The following is a 15,827-nucleotide window of genomic DNA, read 5'->3' on the forward strand; positions in this document are numbered from 1 at the left end:
AGGAACGGTCCGCCGTGGCAATTTCGCCCGCGAATAACAAGACGTTTCGGGAGCCCCGCGCCGCATGACCTCCGTGACTGACGACCTGCCGCTGGCGGCGGATTTTCCCAAGGCCACGCCTGAGGACTGGCGCAAGCTGGTCGACGGCGTGCTGAAGGGCGCGCCGTTCGAGAAACTGGTCGGCAAGACCTACGACGGCATCAAGATCGAACCGCTCTATCCGCGCGCGAAGGGCGTTGCGCCGGTGATGGGCCGGCCGCCGGCCGCACCGTGGCAGGTCGTGCAGCGGATCGACCATCCCGATGCGGCGCTCGCGAATGCGCAGGCACTGCAGGATCTGGAGAACGGTGCGACCGGGCTCGCGCTGGTGTTCGCCGGCGCCAATGGCGCGCGCGGTTTCGGCCTGGAACCGTCGGCCGAGGCGGTGGCAAAGATCCTGAAAGACATTCACCTCGACGCCGGCATCGGCATCGAGCTCGAGATCGGACCGCAATCGCGGATGGCCGCGATCCATGTCGCGGAATATGTGAAGAGCAACGGCCTCGATCCCGGCGCCTGCAACATCCGCTTCGGGCTCGATCCGCTCGCGGCGGGCGCGGTGTGGGGCCACAGCCCCTATACTTGGGACGAAATTGCTCCCGCGATTACGGGCGCCATCAAGGGCCTCGCCGGGCTCGGCTTCAAGGGGCCGTTCGCCTCCGCCGACGGCCGCGTGGTCCATGATGCCGGCGGCTCGGAGGTGCAGGAGCTCGCTTTCGTGCTCGCCTGCGGCGTCGCTTACCTGCGCGCGATCGAAGGCGCGGGCATTCCGCTGGAAGCCGCGCAGGACATGGTCTATGCGCGGCTCGCCGCCGATGCCGACCAATTCCTGACCATGGCCAAGTTCCGCGCCCTGCGGCTGCTATGGGCGCGCATCGAGACCGCTTGCGGACTGACGCCGAAACCGCTGTTCATCGCGGCCGATACCGCCTGGCGCATGCTGACGCAACGCGATCCCTACGTGAACATGCTGCGCGCGACGATGGCGGCGTTCGCCGCGGGACTGGCCGGTGCCAACGCCATCAACGTGCTGCCGCATACGCTGGCGCTCGGCCTGCCCGATCCGTTCGCGCGGCGCGTGGCGCGCAACACGCAGCTTCTGCTGCTGGAAGAATGCAACCTCGCCAAGGTCAGCGATCCCGCGGCGGGGGCTGGCGGCATCGAGACGCTGACGGCGCAGCTGTGTGATGCCGCGTGGGCCCTGTTCCAAGAGAGCGAGAGCGCCGGTGGCGCGTTCGCGGCGCTTCAGCAGGGTGTGTTCCAAAGCAAGGTCGCGGCCACGCGCAAGGCGCGCGAGGCCAATATCGCGAAGCGCCGGGACATACTGACCGGCGCCAGCGAGTTTCCGAACCTGCACGAGAGCGAAGCCACTGTCCTGAAGGCAGCGCCGATCGCGCTTCCGCCCTACGGCGGAGAGACCTACAAGTTCGAGGCGCTGCCTCCGATCCGTCTCGCGGAACCGTTCGAGGCTCTGCGCGACAAATCCGACGCGAGTTTGAAGGCTCGGGGCGCACGGCCAAAGGTGTTCCTGGCCAATCTCGGCACGCCCGCCGATTTCACCGCGCGCGCGACGTTCGCGAAGAGCTTCTTCGAGGCGGGCGGCATTGAGGCCACAGGCAGCGAGGGCTTTGCCGATCCGGCCAAGCTGGCTGCGGCCTTCAAGGCCTCGGGCGCCGAGCTGGCCTGTCTGTGTTCCAGCGACAAGGTCTATGCGGAACACGCCGAAGCCGCGGCAAAGGCCCTGCAATTGGCCGGCGGGCGACATATCTACCTAGCGGGCCGGCCGGCCGAGGCCGAGGCGGCGCTGCGAGCCGCCGGCGTCACGGGCTTTGTCTTCGCCGGAGGCGATGCGCTTGCGGCACTGCAGGACGCCTACCGACGGATGGAACAGCGATGACTGACACCAGCAAACCCGTTCTCACCGGCGGCTGCCAATGCGGCGCCGTGCGATTTGCGGTCATGACGGCGCCGACCAGGATTTCGATCTGCCACTGCCGGATGTGCCAGAAGGCGAGCGGCGCGCCGTTCGCCTCTTTGGCCGACATCAACAAGACCGATTTCGCCTGGACCAAGGGCAAGCCGTCGTTCTTCCGCTCCTCCTCGATCGCCGATCGCGGCTATTGCGCCGCCTGCGGCACGCCGCTGAGCTTCGGCCGCATCGACGGCGATCGCATCGAGATCATGACCGGTACCTTCGATCGCCCTGACCGGGTCGTGCCGACGCGGCAGTTCGGCATCGAATCCCGCCTCGGCTGGGTGGTCGGCATCGCCAATCTGCCGAGCCAGACCACGCAACAGAACTACGGACCGGAGAAGATGGCGACCATCGTCAGCCATCAGCATCCGGATCATGATTGAGCGCTTATGAAATGGTTGAAGCCATGAGCCGCATTCCGAATTTCGCCGACGTCGCCTTCGAGCGGACCGCAACCGCCGCGCCCACTGGCAGCGCCGAGCCGTGGCTGACACCGGAGGGCATCCTGGTGAAGCCCGCTTACGGCGAGGCTGATCTGGCCGGGCTCGATTTTCTCGAGACCTATCCGGGCATCGCGCCGTACCTGCGCGGCCCCTACCCGACCATGTACGTCAACCAGCCCTGGACGGTCAGGCAATATGCCGGCTTCTCCACGGCGGAGGATTCCAACGCGTTCTATCGCCGCAATCTCGCGGCGGGGCAAAAGGGCCTCTCGGTCGCATTCGATCTTGCCACCCATCGCGGCTATGACTCGGATCATCCGCGCGTCGGCGGCGATGTCGGCATGGCCGGCGTTGCCATCGATTCCATCTACGACATGCGCACGCTGTTTGCAGGGATTCCGCTCGACCAGATGAGCGTGTCCATGACCATGAACGGCGCGGTGCTGCCGATCCTCGCGCTCTATGTCGCCGCCGCCGAGGAACAGGGCGTGCCGCCGGAGAAGCTGTCGGGCACCATTCAGAACGACATTCTGAAAGAGTTCATGGTGCGCAACACCTACATCTATCCGCCGGCGCCCTCGATGCGGATCATCTCGGACATCTTCGCCTACACCTCTCAAAAGATGCCGAAGTACAATTCGATCTCGATCTCCGGCTATCACATGCAGGAGGCCGGCGCGACGCAGGATCTCGAGCTCGCCTATACGCTGGCTGACGGCGTCGAATATTTGCGCGCCGGCCTTGCCGCAGGGCTCGACGTCGACCGCTTCGCGCCGCGGCTGTCGTTCTTTTGGGCGATCGGGATGAACTTCTTCATGGAGGTTGCCAAGCTGCGCGCGGCGCGCCTGCTTTGGGCGAAGCTGCTCAAGCCGTTCAATCCGAAAGACCCGCGCTCACTGTCGCTGCGCACGCACAGCCAGACCTCGGGATGGTCGCTGACCGCGCAGGACGTCTTCAACAACGTGATGCGCACGACGGTGGAAGCGATGGCGGCCACCCAAGGCCATACCCAATCGCTGCACACCAACGCGCTCGACGAAGCACTGGCGCTGCCGACCGATTTCTCGGCCCGCATCGCCCGCAACACTCAGCTGTTCCTGCAGCAGGAGAGCGGCACCACCCGCATCATCGATCCCTGGGGCGGCTCGTATTATGTCGAGCGGCTCACGCGCGACCTCGCCGCCAAGGCCTGGGGCCACATCCAGGAGGTCGAGGAACTCGGCGGCATGGCGAAGGCGATCGAGGCCGGCGTGCCAAAGCTGCGCATCGAGGAGGCCTCAGCCAAAACGCAGGCGCGGATCGACGCCGGCAAGCAGGCGGTGATCGGAGTCAACAAGTACAAGCCGACCGACGAGGACAAAATCGAGATCCTGAAGGTCGACAACACCAATGTGCGCCGGCTTCAGATCGACAAGCTCAAGCGGCTGAAAGCCGAGCGCAACCAGCAGGAGGTCGATGCCGCCCTCGCCGCGCTGACGCGCTCGGCCGGCGAAGGCAACGGCAATCTGCTGGCACTTGCGATCGACGCGGCACGCGCCAAGGCGACCGTTGGCGAGATCTCTGACGCAATGGAGAAAGTGTTCGGCCGGCACCGCGCCGAGATCAAATCCATCACCGGCGTCTATAAGCGGGAGGCGTCCAGCATGGGCACCCAGGTCGAAAAGGTTCAAGCGCTGATCGACGCCTTCGAGGAAGCCGAGGGCCGCCGCCCGCGCATCCTGGTCGCCAAGATCGGCCAGGACGGCCATGACCGCGGCCAGAAGGTGATCGCCTCGGCGTTCGCCGATATCGGCTTCGACGTCGACATCGGGCCGCTGTTTGCCACCGCCGACGAAGCCGCGCGGCAGGCGGTCGAGAATGACGTGCACATTCTCGGCGTCTCCTCGCTGGCCGCCGCCCATCTGACCGCTGTGCCGGAGCTGAAAGCCGCACTGAAGAAGCAGGGCCGCGACGACATCATGATCATCGTCGGCGGCGTGGTGCCGCCGCAGGATTACGATGCGCTCTATGCCGCCGGCGCCGAGGCGATCTTCCCGCCCGGCACGGTGATCGCGGATGCCGCCGAGGAGCTGATCCGCAAGCTGAACGCCCGGCTGGGGCATAGCGAGGCGGCGGAGTAGATGATAGACTGGCCGTGTGACGGCCAGGTGTGTCCATGACGCGTGACGAAATCGTCGCTGCGATACGCAAGAACGCGGATGCCATCAGAGGCAAGGGCGTAGCAAAGCTTGCCATCTTCGGCTCGCGAGCCGGCAACGATTATCGGCCTGATAGCGATATCGACGTGCTCGTCGAGATCGAGCCGGACACCTCGTTTTCGCTGCTCAACTTGATCGATGTCGAGCACATCATCGAGGATGCGACTGGCTTGCAAGCACAGGCAACTGTTCGCCGCTCCATCTCTCCCCGCTTTGCGGAGCGGATCGCAGACGATATTGTCGAAATATTCTGACGCTCACGCAGGAGCACTAACCTTGAAGTTCATCGCCGGTTTGAGCGTCGCCCTGGCGCTGAGCGCAACATGTGCGTTTTCCGCCCACGCCGCCGATCCCAAACCCGATGCGATCGTCAAGACCAAGAGCATCGAAGCGCGCGTCTTCCTCGGCGACAGGATCAAGGCGGATGCGGCGCTGGCGGCGGACTGCCTCGCGGAGGGCAGGAAGTGGCTCGACAAGAATGCCGCGGAAGCCGCTGCCGCGCGCAAAGCGGACGCGCAGTTCTTCAAGGAGGGCGGCTGGGAGTTCGAGCGCAAATATGAAATCCGCTCCGTGGTTGCCGACCGCTATGTCAGCGTCCTGCGCAACGACTACATGAACACACGCGGCGCCCATCCTAATTCGGACGTGAACACGATCCTGTGGGACAAGGCCGCCAACAAGCGCATCTCGATCCGTCCATTCTTCACCGAGACCGCCGATGGCGGCCCCACCATGAAGGCGATGGTGAAGGCCATCATCGCTTCGCTGACGGACGAGAAGAAGCGCGGCGCCGGAGAGACCGCGACCGACGAGTGGTTCAAGTCCGTGCAGCCGCGCCTCCTCAAGATCGGCGCGATGACGCTCGCGCCCTCCACCGAGGCCGGCAGGAGTTCCGGCCTCAACTTCCACTATCCGCCCTATGCCGTCGGCCCCTACGCTGAGGGCGAGTATGTCGCTTTCGTGCCGTGGGAGACGCTGAAGCCTTACCTCACATCGGAGGGCGCCCGCATCTTCGGCGGCGCGCGGCCCAAGGGTGACGCGGACGAGCAGTGAGCTGAGGCTAACGGGATCGCAAACGGGTCCGGGCCAATGTCCGCGCGAGGGAATCCGTCCAATCGGGAATCCAGGAGGCAAACAGCGCTTTCCAGCGCTCGGCGTCCGCAGGTTCAGTTTCGAGCGCAACCGACCATTCGATGAAGCGTTCGGTTGCCCTCGATGATCGGACGCAGATGCATGGTGCCTTGGTATCGCGCCGGCGCCGGACTCGGGCCGTCGTCGTCTTGCGGATAGGGTATCGCTTCGAGACCGGCATAGGTCAGGCTGTGCTGCAGGTCCGAGTGATCGACCAGGCGCTGGCGGATCCAGTTTCCGAGATAGCAGAAGCGCCTGACGGCGCCGACTTCATCGCCGCGCCTGTTGTCTTCGATCTCGCTCTCGCTCACGCCGTCGACATAAGCGGGGTAGTTGTTGAAATCGCGGATCAGGGACCAGACGTCGTCGAGCGGGTGGTCCAGCACGGCGCTGTAATAGGCTTGGGTCATCGGTGGCTTGCCTTTGGTTTCGTTGCGCGCAGAGGTTGGCTAGGCGCGCGGACAAAACCCACCCGATTTCCGACCGCCCATTCGACGGGCCGTCTGCTTTCACACAACATGGCGATTCCAGTTGGTAGCGCTACCTTGCGGCGGCGACGTAAAGCCGACTAGAATGCCGGAGTTGACAAGAGCGCCTGACATCACGGGCGCCGCTGGGAGGCATTCAATGTCCAAGATTTCGCGCCGCAGCTTTGCGGCTTCCACCGCCGCTCTCGCGGCCTCCGCCGCTTTCGGCTTCAAGCCCGCGCTCGCACAAGCCTATCCGGCGCGGCCCGTCACCGTGATCGTGCCCTGGGGCGCCGGCGGCGGCACCGATGCCACTGCGCGCATCGTCGCAGCGCTGCTGGAGAAGGACCTCGGCCAGCCCTTCAACGTGGTCAACCGCACCGGCGGCTCCGGCGTGGTCGGCCATAGCGCGATCGCGACCGCGCAGCCCGACGGCTACACCATCGGCATGCTGACCGTCGAAATCTCGATGATGCACTGGCAGGGCCTCACCGACCTGACGCCGAAGAGCTACACGCCGCTGGCGCTGATGAACGAGGATCCGCCCGGCATCCAGGTCTCCGCCTCCTCGCCCTACAAGACGGTCAAGGAGCTCGCCGACGCGATCAAGGCGGCGCCTCCGGGGAAGTTCAAGGCTTCCGGCACCGGCCAGGGCGGCATCTGGCATCTCGCGCTCGTCGGCTGGATGCAGGCGATGGGCCTGCCCGCCAACCAGGTCGCCTGGGTACCGTCGAACGGCGCGGCACCCGCAATGCAGGATCTCGCGGCCGGCGGTGTCGATCTCACCACCTGTTCGGTGCCGGAAGCGCGCGCCATCATCGAGGCCGGCAAGGCCAGGAGCCTTGCCATCATGGCGCCCGCGCGCAATCCGGTGTTCAAGGACGTGCCGACGCTGAAGGAGGCCATGGGCATCGACTACGCAACCGGCGCCTGGCGCGGCATTGCGGGGCCGAAAAATCTGCCGCCGGAGATCGCAACCAAGCTCACCGCCGCGCTGAAGAAAGTCTACGACTCCGCCGAGTTCAAGGACTTCATGAGCAATCGCGGCTTCGGCACCGTGTGGGGCGATGCGGCCCATTTCGCGGGCTTCATGGACAAGGGCGACGCCCAGATGGGCGAGGCGATGAAGGCCGCGGGCCTGAGCAAGGCGTGATCCGCACCTGCGACGTCTTGATCGGGGTGCGAGGAACTCTCCGCGAGTCCATCTCTCACCTCCCCGGCGGAGACTCCCCCTCACCCCAACCCTCTCCCCGCAAGCGGGGAGAGGGAGCGCACCTCCTGTAGGACTCTCCTATGCGTCTTCCCGACTCCGTCACGGGATCGTTTCTCGTCGCGCTCGGCGCGGCTGCCGCCTATGGCGGCTACATTCTGCCGCCGGTGCCGGGGCAGCCGGTCGGCCCCAATGTATTTCCGCTGGTGATCGGCTGCGGCCTTGCACTGTGCGGGCTCGCGATCGTGTTCGGCATCGGCCGTTCCTTCGAGGAGGAGGAAGAGCTGGTCCCGTTCGAGGACGGCCAGGCGGCGGCCCCGCCACCGCAGGGCAAGCTCTACGGCCTGCGCGCGCTGCTGCCGCCGGCGCTGCTGCTGTTCTACGTTCTTGCCGCCGACCGGCTCGGATTCATCATCACCGCGGCGATCATGGTCTACGTGACCTCGACCGCGCTCGGGGCGAAGTGGAAGCTGGCGCTGCCGCTCGCGATGCTCTCGCCATTCGCCATCCATCTCATCTTCGGCAAGCTGCTCCGCGTGCCGCTACCGGTTGGCCTGCTGCCGACGCCCTGGTGATCGATGTTGAAGACCCTGATTGATGCGTTCGCGCTGATCTCCACCTGGGAGGTCATCATCTCCATGTTCGCAGCCTCCGTGTACGGGCTGGTGATCGGCTCGCTGCCGGGCCTGTCGGCGACGATGGCGACCGCCCTGCTCGTCCCCGTCACCTTCTATCTGTCACCGATCGCGGCGATCGCGACCATCGTGGCGGCGTCCTCGATGGCGATCTTCTCCGGCGACATTCCCGGCGCGCTGCTGCGTATCCCGGGCACGCCCGCATCCGCGGCTTACGCGGATGAAGCCTACGCCATGACGCGCAAGGGCCAGGCCGAGCTCGCGCTAGGGGCCGGCGTCTGGTTCTCCGCGGTCGGAGGCATCGCCGGCGTGCTGTCGCTGATGATCCTGGCGCCGCCGCTGGCCGAGATCGCGCTGTCGTTCTCGACCTTCGAATATTTCTGGTTGGCGCTGCTCGGCCTGATGTGCGCCACCTTGGTGGCGCGTTCCTCGCCCGTCAAGGCGATCGCCGGCATGTTCATCGGCCTGCTCGTCGCCTGCATCGGCATCGAGAATCCCGGCGGCATCCCGCGCTTCACCTTTGGGCTTACGGACCTGTTCGGCGGCATCGAGCCGATCCCGGCCCTCGTCGGCGTGTTCGCGGTGGCGCAGGTGATGCGCGCGATGCTGACGCCCGAGCCGCCGCCGCTGCCGCGGCGCAAATTCGGAAGCATCATGGCCGGCCAATGGAAGCTGACCAAGCTCTATCGCTGGCAGATGACGCGCGGGAACATCGTCGGCATCATCATCGGTGTGCTGCCCGGCGCCGGCGCCGACATGGCCGCCTGGGTCTCCTATGCGATGTCGAAGCGCTTCTCCAAGGAGCCGGAAAAGTTCGGCACCGGCCATGTCGAGGGCCTGGTCGAGGCCGGCGCCAGCAACAATGCCAGCATCGCCTCCGGCTGGGTGCCTTCGCTGCTGTTCGGCATCCCCGGCGACACCATCGCCGCGATCGCGATCGGCGTGCTCTACATGAAGGGCCTCAATCCCGGCCCGACGCTGTTCACCGAGAAGGCGTCGAGCATGTACGCGATCTACCTGATGTTCATCATCGCGAATATCCTCATGATCCCGCTCGGCATCGCGATGATCCGCGTCGCCACCTACATCCTGCTGGCACCGCGCTCGGCGATCATGCCGATCATCATGCTGTGCTGCGCGGTTGGCTCGTTCGCGATCGGCAACAACATGTTCGGCGTCGTCACCGTCGCCGCCTTCGGCGTGATCGGCTATGTCATGGAGACGAACGGCTATCCCGTCGCCGCCATGGTGCTCGGCATCGTCATGGGCACCATGGTGGAGCAGGCCTTCGTCACCTCGCTGATCAAGTCGGACGGCAGCATCTTGCCGTTCTTCGAGCGTCCGGTCGCGGCCATCCTCGCCGCGATGGCGATCGGCGCGCTGCTCTGGCCGGTCATGGTGTGGATCGGGCGCAAGGTGAAACAGCCGCAGACCGCCGCGGCAACGACCCGGTGATATCGGGCGGGCGGCCCTCGCCTGACCCGCCCGGGCGTTGTAAAGCAGGGCATGACTGAGAAGAAGGCCTCGCTCGACAAGACCCTCGCCAAGGAGCTTCGCGCCGGCAGTCGTGCGGCCCTCGCCCGGGCGATCACGCTGGTGGAGAGCCGGCGCGCCGACCATCAGGCGCTGGCGCGGGAGCTGGTGCAGATGCTGCTGCCCGAGACCGGCAAGGCATATCGCGTCGGCATCACGGGATCGCCCGGCGTCGGCAAATCCACCACGATCGATGCGCTCGGGACCTATCTGATCGAACAGGGCCACAAGGTCGCAGTGCTCGCGGTCGATCCGTCCTCGGCGCGCAGCGGCGGCTCGATCCTCGGCGACAAGACCCGGATGGCGCGGCTGTCAGCCTCGAACGACGCCTTCATCCGACCCTCGCCGTCCTCGGGCACGCTTGGCGGTGTCGCGGCGAAGACGCGCGAGGCGATGCTGTTGTGCGAGGCCGCGGGCTTCGGCGTCGTGCTGGTGGAAACCGTCGGCATCGGCCAGTCCGAGACCGCCGTGTGCGACATGACCGACTTCTTCCTCGCCCTGATGCTGCCGGGCGGCGGCGACGAGCTGCAGGGCATCAAGAAGGGCCTGGTCGAGCTCGCCGACATGATCGCGATCAACAAGGCCGATGGCGACAATTTAAAGCGCGCCAAGATCACCGCGGCCGATTATCGCGGCGCGCTGCATATTCTGGCGCCGCGGTCCGAGCATTGGCATCCGCCGGTCGAGACCTATTCGGCGCTGACCGGCGACGGCATCGCAAAGATCTGGCAGAAGATCCTGGATCACCGCAAGGCGATGAACGCCTCCGGCGATTTCGCCGCGCGGCGGCGCGAGCAGCAGGTGAAGTGGATGTGGTCGATGCTGGAGCAGCGCATGCTGGCACGGCTGCGCAGCGAGGCCTCGGTGCGGAGCAAGGTCCGAAAGATCGAGGCCGAGGTCGCCGATGGCCATCTTACGCCGGCGCTCGCCGCCGAGCAGATGCTGGAGTTGCTGCAATGAGCGACAAGCTCCGCATTCTCCTCACCGGCTTCGGTCCGTTTCCCGGTGCGCCCCATAATCCGACCCAGCCGCTGGTGGCGCGGCTGGCGCAATTGCGCCGGCCCGCGCTCGACGATGTCGTGCTCTCGAGCCACATCTTCCCGGTCACCTATGCCGCGGTCGACCGGCAATTGCCCGACGTGCTCGCTGCGCAAAAGCCCGACGCGCTGCTGATGTTCGGCCTCGCCGCCCGCACGCCTTACCTGCGCATCGAGACGCGGGCGCGCAACGCCGTCACCATGCTCTGGCCCGATGCGGCCAACACCCGCTCGGCCAAGCGCGGCATCGCCGGTCATGCCGACGCGATGATGTTCGGCCCGCACACCGCAAGGCTGCTGCGCGCCGCGCGACTCACCGGCATCGACGCGCGTCCCTCGCGCGACGCCGGCGCCTATCTCTGCAACTACTTAAGCTGGCGCGCGATCGAGCGCGTGAAGGCGGGCGGACCCAGGCTTGCGGCGTTCATCCACATTCCCCTGCTCGCGCGCAGCGGCGGCGTGCGCCGCAAGGGCGCAGCCCGCATCACGCTCGAGGAGCTGGTGGATGCGGGGGAAGCGATGCTGATGGAGATGGTGCAGTTGGCGCGCAAGGCGCGCGCTTCGTAGGGTGGATTAGCGAAGCGTAATCCACCTCATCTCCATCAACGGTTCCACACTCGCGGTGACATGGTGGGTTGCGCCTACGGCTAACCCACTCTACGCACCGTCTTTTGCGTAAACATTTAACCCTACCGCGAACAATCCTCACGGTCCTCGCCCTGCTGCGCTACGAAACCGCTGCGGACACCTCCCGCGTCCGCCGGAGGACGCGTCATGAACCTCAATCGCCGTCATCTCATCGGGGCTTCGACCGCGGGCATTGCCGGTGCGCTGGCCATGCCGGCCGATGCCGCTCGCGCCGCGCCGCTGACGTCGCTGCTCGGCCGCGATGTCACGCAATATGGTGTGCGGCCCGGCAGCAGCGAGGACCAGACCCGCGCGCTGCAGCGTGCAATCGACGAGGCCGCGCGGGCGCAATTGCCGCTCGCCTTGCCACCCGGCGTGTACCGGACCGGTCTGTTGCGGCTGCCGAACGGCGCGCAGCTGATCGGCGTGCGCGGCGCGACCAAGCTCGTCTTCACCGGCGGCGCCTCGGCGATCCAGAGCGACGGCTCCGATGCGATCGGCCTCACCGGCATCACCTTCGACGGCGGCGGTATCCCGCTGCCGACACGGCGCGGCCTGATCCACGCCCTCGGCGGGCGCGACGTGCGCATCAGCGAATGCGCTATCACGAGCTCGGGCGGCAGCGGCATCTGGCTCGAGCAGGTCGCGGGCGACATCTCCGGCAATATCTTCACCGACATCGCGGTGACAGCGGTCGTGTCGTTCGACGCCAGGGGCCTCAGCGTCTGCCGCAACACGATTCTCGGCACCAACGACAACGGGATCGAGATCCTGCGCACCGCGATCGGCGATGACGGCACGCTGGTCGCCGACAACCGCATCGAGAACATCAAGGCCGGCCCCGGCGGCTCGGGCCAGTTCGGCAATGCCATCAACGCCTTTCGCGCCAGCAACGTGATCGTGCGCGGCAACCGTATCAGGAATTGCGACTATTCGGCGGTGCGCGGCAACTCGGCTTCGAACATCCACATCAGTGGCAACAGCGTCAGCGACGTGCGCGAGGTCGCGCTCTATTCCGAGTTCGCATTCGAGGCCGCGGTGATCGCCAACAACATCGTGGACGGCGCGGCCGTGGGCGTCTCGGTCTGCAATTTCAACGAGGGCGGCCGCATCGCGGTGGTCCAGGGCAACATCATCCGCAACCTGATCCCGAAGCGGCCGATCGGCACCGCGCCCGACGATGATGCCGGCGTCGGCATCTACATCGAGGCGGATTCTTCGGTGACCGGCAACGTGATCGAGAACGCGCCGTCCTACGGCATCGTCGCCGGCTGGGGCAGATATCTGCGCGACGTCGCGATCACGGGCAACGTGATCCGCAAGGCGCTGGCCGGCGTCGGCGTCTCCGTGCTGCCGGGCGCCGGCACCGCGCTCGTCAACAACAACATGATCTCCGAGACGCCGCGCGGCGCCGTGGTCGGCCTCGATCACGCCCGCGCGGTGACGTCGGATCTATCCGCCGACGGCGCACAACGTTTTGCGCAGCTGGTGGTCGGCGGCAATGCGGTGCGGCGCTAGAAGGCGTTCCGCAGCAGCGGGTACTTCGCTTCCAGGCCGTCGAGGCTGAAAGTGAATTCGACGACGCGCTCGGGGGCGGCGACGATTTCCTCGGCGGGCGGGGCGAACTGCGGCAGGAGCGCCGCCATTGCTGCAGGCGCGGTCTTCGGCGGCTTCGCGGCAGGCACCGGCGGCCTCACTTCCGGCGCGGCGAATGGCCGTGTTGCGGCCGGCTCCGCGAGCGGCGATCTCTCGGCAGGCGCAGTGAACGGTGCCTTCGCAGCGGGTGCCCTCAGCGGCGGCATCTCGGCAGGCGCGGTGAACGACGGCCAAGCTACGGGCATAGCAAGCGGCGCGATCGGGGCTTCGGTGATCTCCGCGAGCACGTCGGGCTTCGGATCGAGCCTCACCGGCATGACGGTCTCGGGAGCGATGTGAACGGCCTTGGGCTGCATCGTTTGCGCCTGCTGCTCGCGCGGCGCCATGCGAGGCATCGTCGCCGGCGACCAACCGAATGCCGGCGTCACGCTCGCAGCCGCCTCGGCGACGTCCGCCCCCGTCGCAAGGGCGCGCCAAGTCTGGACGGCGCGCTTGGCTTCCTGGATGTTTTCGAGGAAGGCGATCTCGGAATGATAGCGGCGCCAGCGGCCGGTCTCAAACATCTCGGAGAGATGTTGCAGGCGCTGCTCGGCGAGAGCGCACCAGCGTGCCGCGATTTGGCGGCTGCCGGCCGCGTCGCGAACGAACTCTTCGCGAGCAAATTCTTGGCGATGTGTCATGAACCAGCCCGTCAGGAGAAAACACGGACGCGGGGGACGCAACGCACACGAATCAATTTAGACGCGACATGAATATTTTGTGGAAAAGTTTTGACTTGTCCAGCAACGACGCGGCATTCGTCGTCAAACACCGTAGTCGTGCGGTGATTTTCCGTGTTTTCGAGTCAAGCTTCGCACAAGCATGACGGAGTTGCGGCGGGACTCGCTCGCGACGGCGACCGAGGCCACGGCGACCTTCAACTGCAAGCTGAACGGATGCGAAGCTTCGAAAAATCGGACGCCAGAATCTTGTCTTGACGCGTTTTCTTCACGCGAACCGGCACCCGCTTCGCTCGAAAACGCTCTGAAAAGAAGAGACCCGTCCGGGGGGACAACCGGACGGGTCGAGCCATATGGGCGCTTGGGGTGGATGGGCGCTCGCGCCTGATATGACTGATGGGGAGGGATGACCGCTCCCACATCAGTTGGTCGGGGCAGCGGGCTGAACGTTCAATCCGGGGTTCGCTTTTTTGACGCCGTCCCGTCGCGCAGATTTGTCGCGACCGCTATCGCGCCGCCGGCCTATCTGCCTGAGAAACCGCGGATTTATCCTCCGCGCTCGACAACGAAGGCTGCTCGATCGCGCGTATGCCCGGCTCGTCGCGACGCTTCGGAGCATCTTCACGTTTTGTTGTACCGGAGGCAGCAGCGACCGGCGTCGCGCTGTCGGCAGGAACAGCCATGACGGCGGCAAACGCGTCGGCCTGGCCGTCGCCGAAGAGGTCGTCGCGCCCGGGAGAGCCGAGGTCGCGTGCGGTCTTCACCAGCGTCATGCGCAGCGCTTCCGGCTTGAGTGCGTGGTTGCGCTCGAGCAGCAGCGCAGCGACGCCTGAGACATAGGCGGCCGAGAACGAGGTTCCCGACGTCACCTGGTATTTGCCATCCGGTGCCGGCAGGAAGATGTCGACGCCGGGGGCCGCGACGGCGATGTAGTTGCCGCGGTTGGAGGCGGAGAACAGCCTGTCCTGCCGATCCGTCGCGCTGACCGCAATCACGTTGGGGTTGGCCGCCGGATAGAGCGGCGGCGATTTCGCCCCGGCATTGCCGGCGGCGGCGATCAGAATGAGACCACGCGCGGCCGTCGCCGCGATCGCGCGCTCGATCACCGCGTCCTTCGGACCGGCAAAGCTCATGTTGACGATCTGCGCGCCGTGCTCGGCGGCGTAATTCAGGGAACGCAGGATGATATAGGACGAGCTCTCCGCACCGCCATTGGCACCGCCGAAGGCGCGGATGGCGATGATACGGGCCTCGGGGGCGCTTCCCATCAGACGGGCATGGGCCGCGATCGCCCCGGCGATGCCGGTGCCATGGACGTGCGGCCCTTCGGCACTGCCGAGCGCGTCGAAATTGTCGGCGACGGAATTGGCGAGCTCGGGATGCCGGGCGTCGATGCCGGAATCGATTACCGCGATCGTGACGTTGGCCCCGTGCGCCAACGTATGCGCCTGCGGCAGGCGCAGCTTTGCCAGCGCGTATTGCGCAGGATCGCCCTCGGTGGCGGCCGACGATTTCTGGTCCTGGAGCACGTAGCGGAAGTTCGGCTGCAGCGAGCGCACGCTGCCGTCGGCCGCGAATTCGCGCCGCACGGTCTCATAGGGCCGGCCGTCGGCGATGCGGAACAGGCCGAACGTGGCTCCGATCAGCGGGAAATTCTCGGAAGCGAGGCGGGTCAGGCCGTGGCGACGCGCCAGCTCGTCGGCCTCGGCCGTCGACAGCGCGCCGTCGATCTCGGCGACGAATTCGCCTGCGAAGCTGCGCGAGGTCGCAGCGACCGGCGCGTTGTTGCCGCGCCCTTTGCCGGCGCTCTTCTTGCCGGATTTTCCGGTGCCCTCGCCGCCCGCGTTCGGCTGCGCCAGACATTCGCCGTCGGCACCGCGATGGGCCGCGGTGCAGGCCGGATAGAGGTTCGGCGAGTAACGCGCATGGGGCAGCACCGGCGTCGTCGGCCGGATGCGCGGCGTCGTGGGAATGGTTGCCATCGTCCGCGGGCCGCGGCCAACGCTCACCGCGCGCGCAGCGATGTTCGGGCTGACCCGCGGGTTGATGTTCGGAGAGACGGTCGGCGTGCGCGATGGAACGCTGATCGTCGGCGTGCGCATGATCGCCTGCGCCTGCGCAACCTCCACGCCGAAACAGGAGGCGACCAGAAGCGCAACGCCGACGGATGAAGCGCGGGCCCCAGTGCGCACCCTGCTCTCGGATTTGCCCGTCATC

The 15,827-nt window shown here is 66.4% G+C and carries 14 protein-coding genes; 11 read left to right on the top strand and 3 right to left on the bottom strand.

The features are described 5' to 3' along the window. Positions 1–64 precede the first annotated feature (64 nt). Genes I6F16_RS06325 through I6F16_RS06345 form a run of 5 tightly spaced genes read left to right on the top strand, consistent with a single transcriptional unit; the run spans position 65 to position 5,708 of the window. A complete protein-coding gene (locus tag I6F16_RS06325; RefSeq protein ID WP_057027175.1) occupies positions 65–1,936 on the top strand; it encodes a methylmalonyl-CoA mutase family protein in 1,872 nt (623 codons plus the stop codon). Then, positions 1,933–2,397, top strand: a complete 465-nt coding sequence (locus I6F16_RS06330) for a GFA family protein (protein WP_057027174.1) — start codon at positions 1,933–1,935, stop codon at positions 2,395–2,397. Before I6F16_RS06325 ends, I6F16_RS06330 begins: the two co-directional genes overlap by 4 nt. 23 nt (positions 2,398–2,420) lie before the next feature. Then, the gene (gene scpA, locus I6F16_RS06335) at positions 2,421–4,577 is read left to right on the top strand and encodes a methylmalonyl-CoA mutase (RefSeq protein ID WP_225115025.1); all 2,157 of its coding nucleotides are present in this window, start codon (positions 2,421–2,423) and stop codon (positions 4,575–4,577) included. Positions 4,578–4,612: 35 nt separating this feature from the next. Further along, positions 4,613–4,909, top strand: coding sequence for a nucleotidyltransferase domain-containing protein (locus I6F16_RS06340; RefSeq protein WP_109144401.1), 297 nt, complete (start codon positions 4,613–4,615; stop codon positions 4,907–4,909). Positions 4,910–4,931: 22 nt separating this feature from the next. Continuing rightward, on the top strand, positions 4,932–5,708 hold the full coding sequence (locus tag I6F16_RS06345; RefSeq protein ID WP_225115026.1) for an RsiV family protein: 777 nt from the start codon (positions 4,932–4,934) through the stop codon (positions 5,706–5,708). Between the two features lie 113 nt (positions 5,709–5,821). Here the strand turns inward: I6F16_RS06345 and I6F16_RS06350 are convergent, their stop codons facing one another. Next, on the bottom strand, positions 5,822–6,196 hold the full coding sequence (locus I6F16_RS06350; RefSeq protein WP_225115027.1) for an SRPBCC family protein: 375 nt from the start codon (positions 6,194–6,196) through the stop codon (positions 5,822–5,824). A gap of 217 nt (positions 6,197–6,413) precedes the next feature. On the opposite strand from I6F16_RS06350, the gene I6F16_RS06355 reads away from it, so the two are divergent. The 6 genes from I6F16_RS06355 (at position 6,414) to I6F16_RS06380 (ending at position 12,813) form a co-directional block, all read left to right on the top strand. Beyond that, on the top strand, positions 6,414–7,406 hold the full coding sequence (locus I6F16_RS06355; protein WP_225115028.1) for a tripartite tricarboxylate transporter substrate binding protein: 993 nt from the start codon (positions 6,414–6,416) through the stop codon (positions 7,404–7,406). 140 nt (positions 7,407–7,546) lie between these two features. After that, positions 7,547–8,038 carry a tripartite tricarboxylate transporter TctB family protein gene (locus I6F16_RS06360; protein WP_225113490.1) on the top strand — a complete coding sequence of 164 codons (492 nt, stop codon included), beginning with the start codon at positions 7,547–7,549 and terminating at the stop codon, positions 8,036–8,038. 3 nt (positions 8,039–8,041) lie between these two features. Beyond that, on the top strand, positions 8,042–9,553 hold the full coding sequence (locus I6F16_RS06365) for a tripartite tricarboxylate transporter permease (protein ID WP_225113491.1): 1,512 nt from the start codon (positions 8,042–8,044) through the stop codon (positions 9,551–9,553). A gap of 51 nt (positions 9,554–9,604) precedes the next feature. After that, positions 9,605–10,591, top strand: coding sequence for a methylmalonyl Co-A mutase-associated GTPase MeaB (meaB, locus tag I6F16_RS06370; protein ID WP_225113492.1), 987 nt, complete (start codon positions 9,605–9,607; stop codon positions 10,589–10,591). Next, positions 10,588–11,235 carry a pyroglutamyl-peptidase I gene (locus I6F16_RS06375; RefSeq protein ID WP_225113493.1) on the top strand — a complete coding sequence of 216 codons (648 nt, stop codon included), beginning with the start codon at positions 10,588–10,590 and terminating at the stop codon, positions 11,233–11,235. Before meaB ends, I6F16_RS06375 begins: the two co-directional genes overlap by 4 nt. 207 nt (positions 11,236–11,442) lie before the next feature. Then, the gene (locus I6F16_RS06380; RefSeq protein ID WP_225113494.1) at positions 11,443–12,813 is read left to right on the top strand and encodes a TIGR03808 family TAT-translocated repetitive protein; all 1,371 of its coding nucleotides are present in this window, start codon (positions 11,443–11,445) and stop codon (positions 12,811–12,813) included. Here I6F16_RS06380 and I6F16_RS06385 read toward each other — a convergent pair. After that, positions 12,810–13,571 (bottom strand): TIGR03809 family protein, encoded by a 762-nt coding sequence (locus I6F16_RS06385; RefSeq protein WP_050995884.1) that lies wholly within the window; start codon positions 13,569–13,571, stop codon positions 12,810–12,812. The two genes, I6F16_RS06380 and I6F16_RS06385, sit on opposite strands and share 4 nt — an antisense overlap. 545 nt (positions 13,572–14,116) lie before the next feature. Next, complete coding sequence (locus I6F16_RS06390; protein WP_225173503.1) at positions 14,117–15,826, bottom strand: S8 family serine peptidase; 1,710 nt, start codon at positions 15,824–15,826, stop codon at positions 14,117–14,119. Position 15,827 lies beyond the last annotated feature (1 nt).

The organism is Bradyrhizobium sp. IC4060 (assembly GCF_020193715.1).
GTDB lineage: Bacteria > Pseudomonadota > Alphaproteobacteria > Rhizobiales > Xanthobacteraceae > Bradyrhizobium > Bradyrhizobium yuanmingense.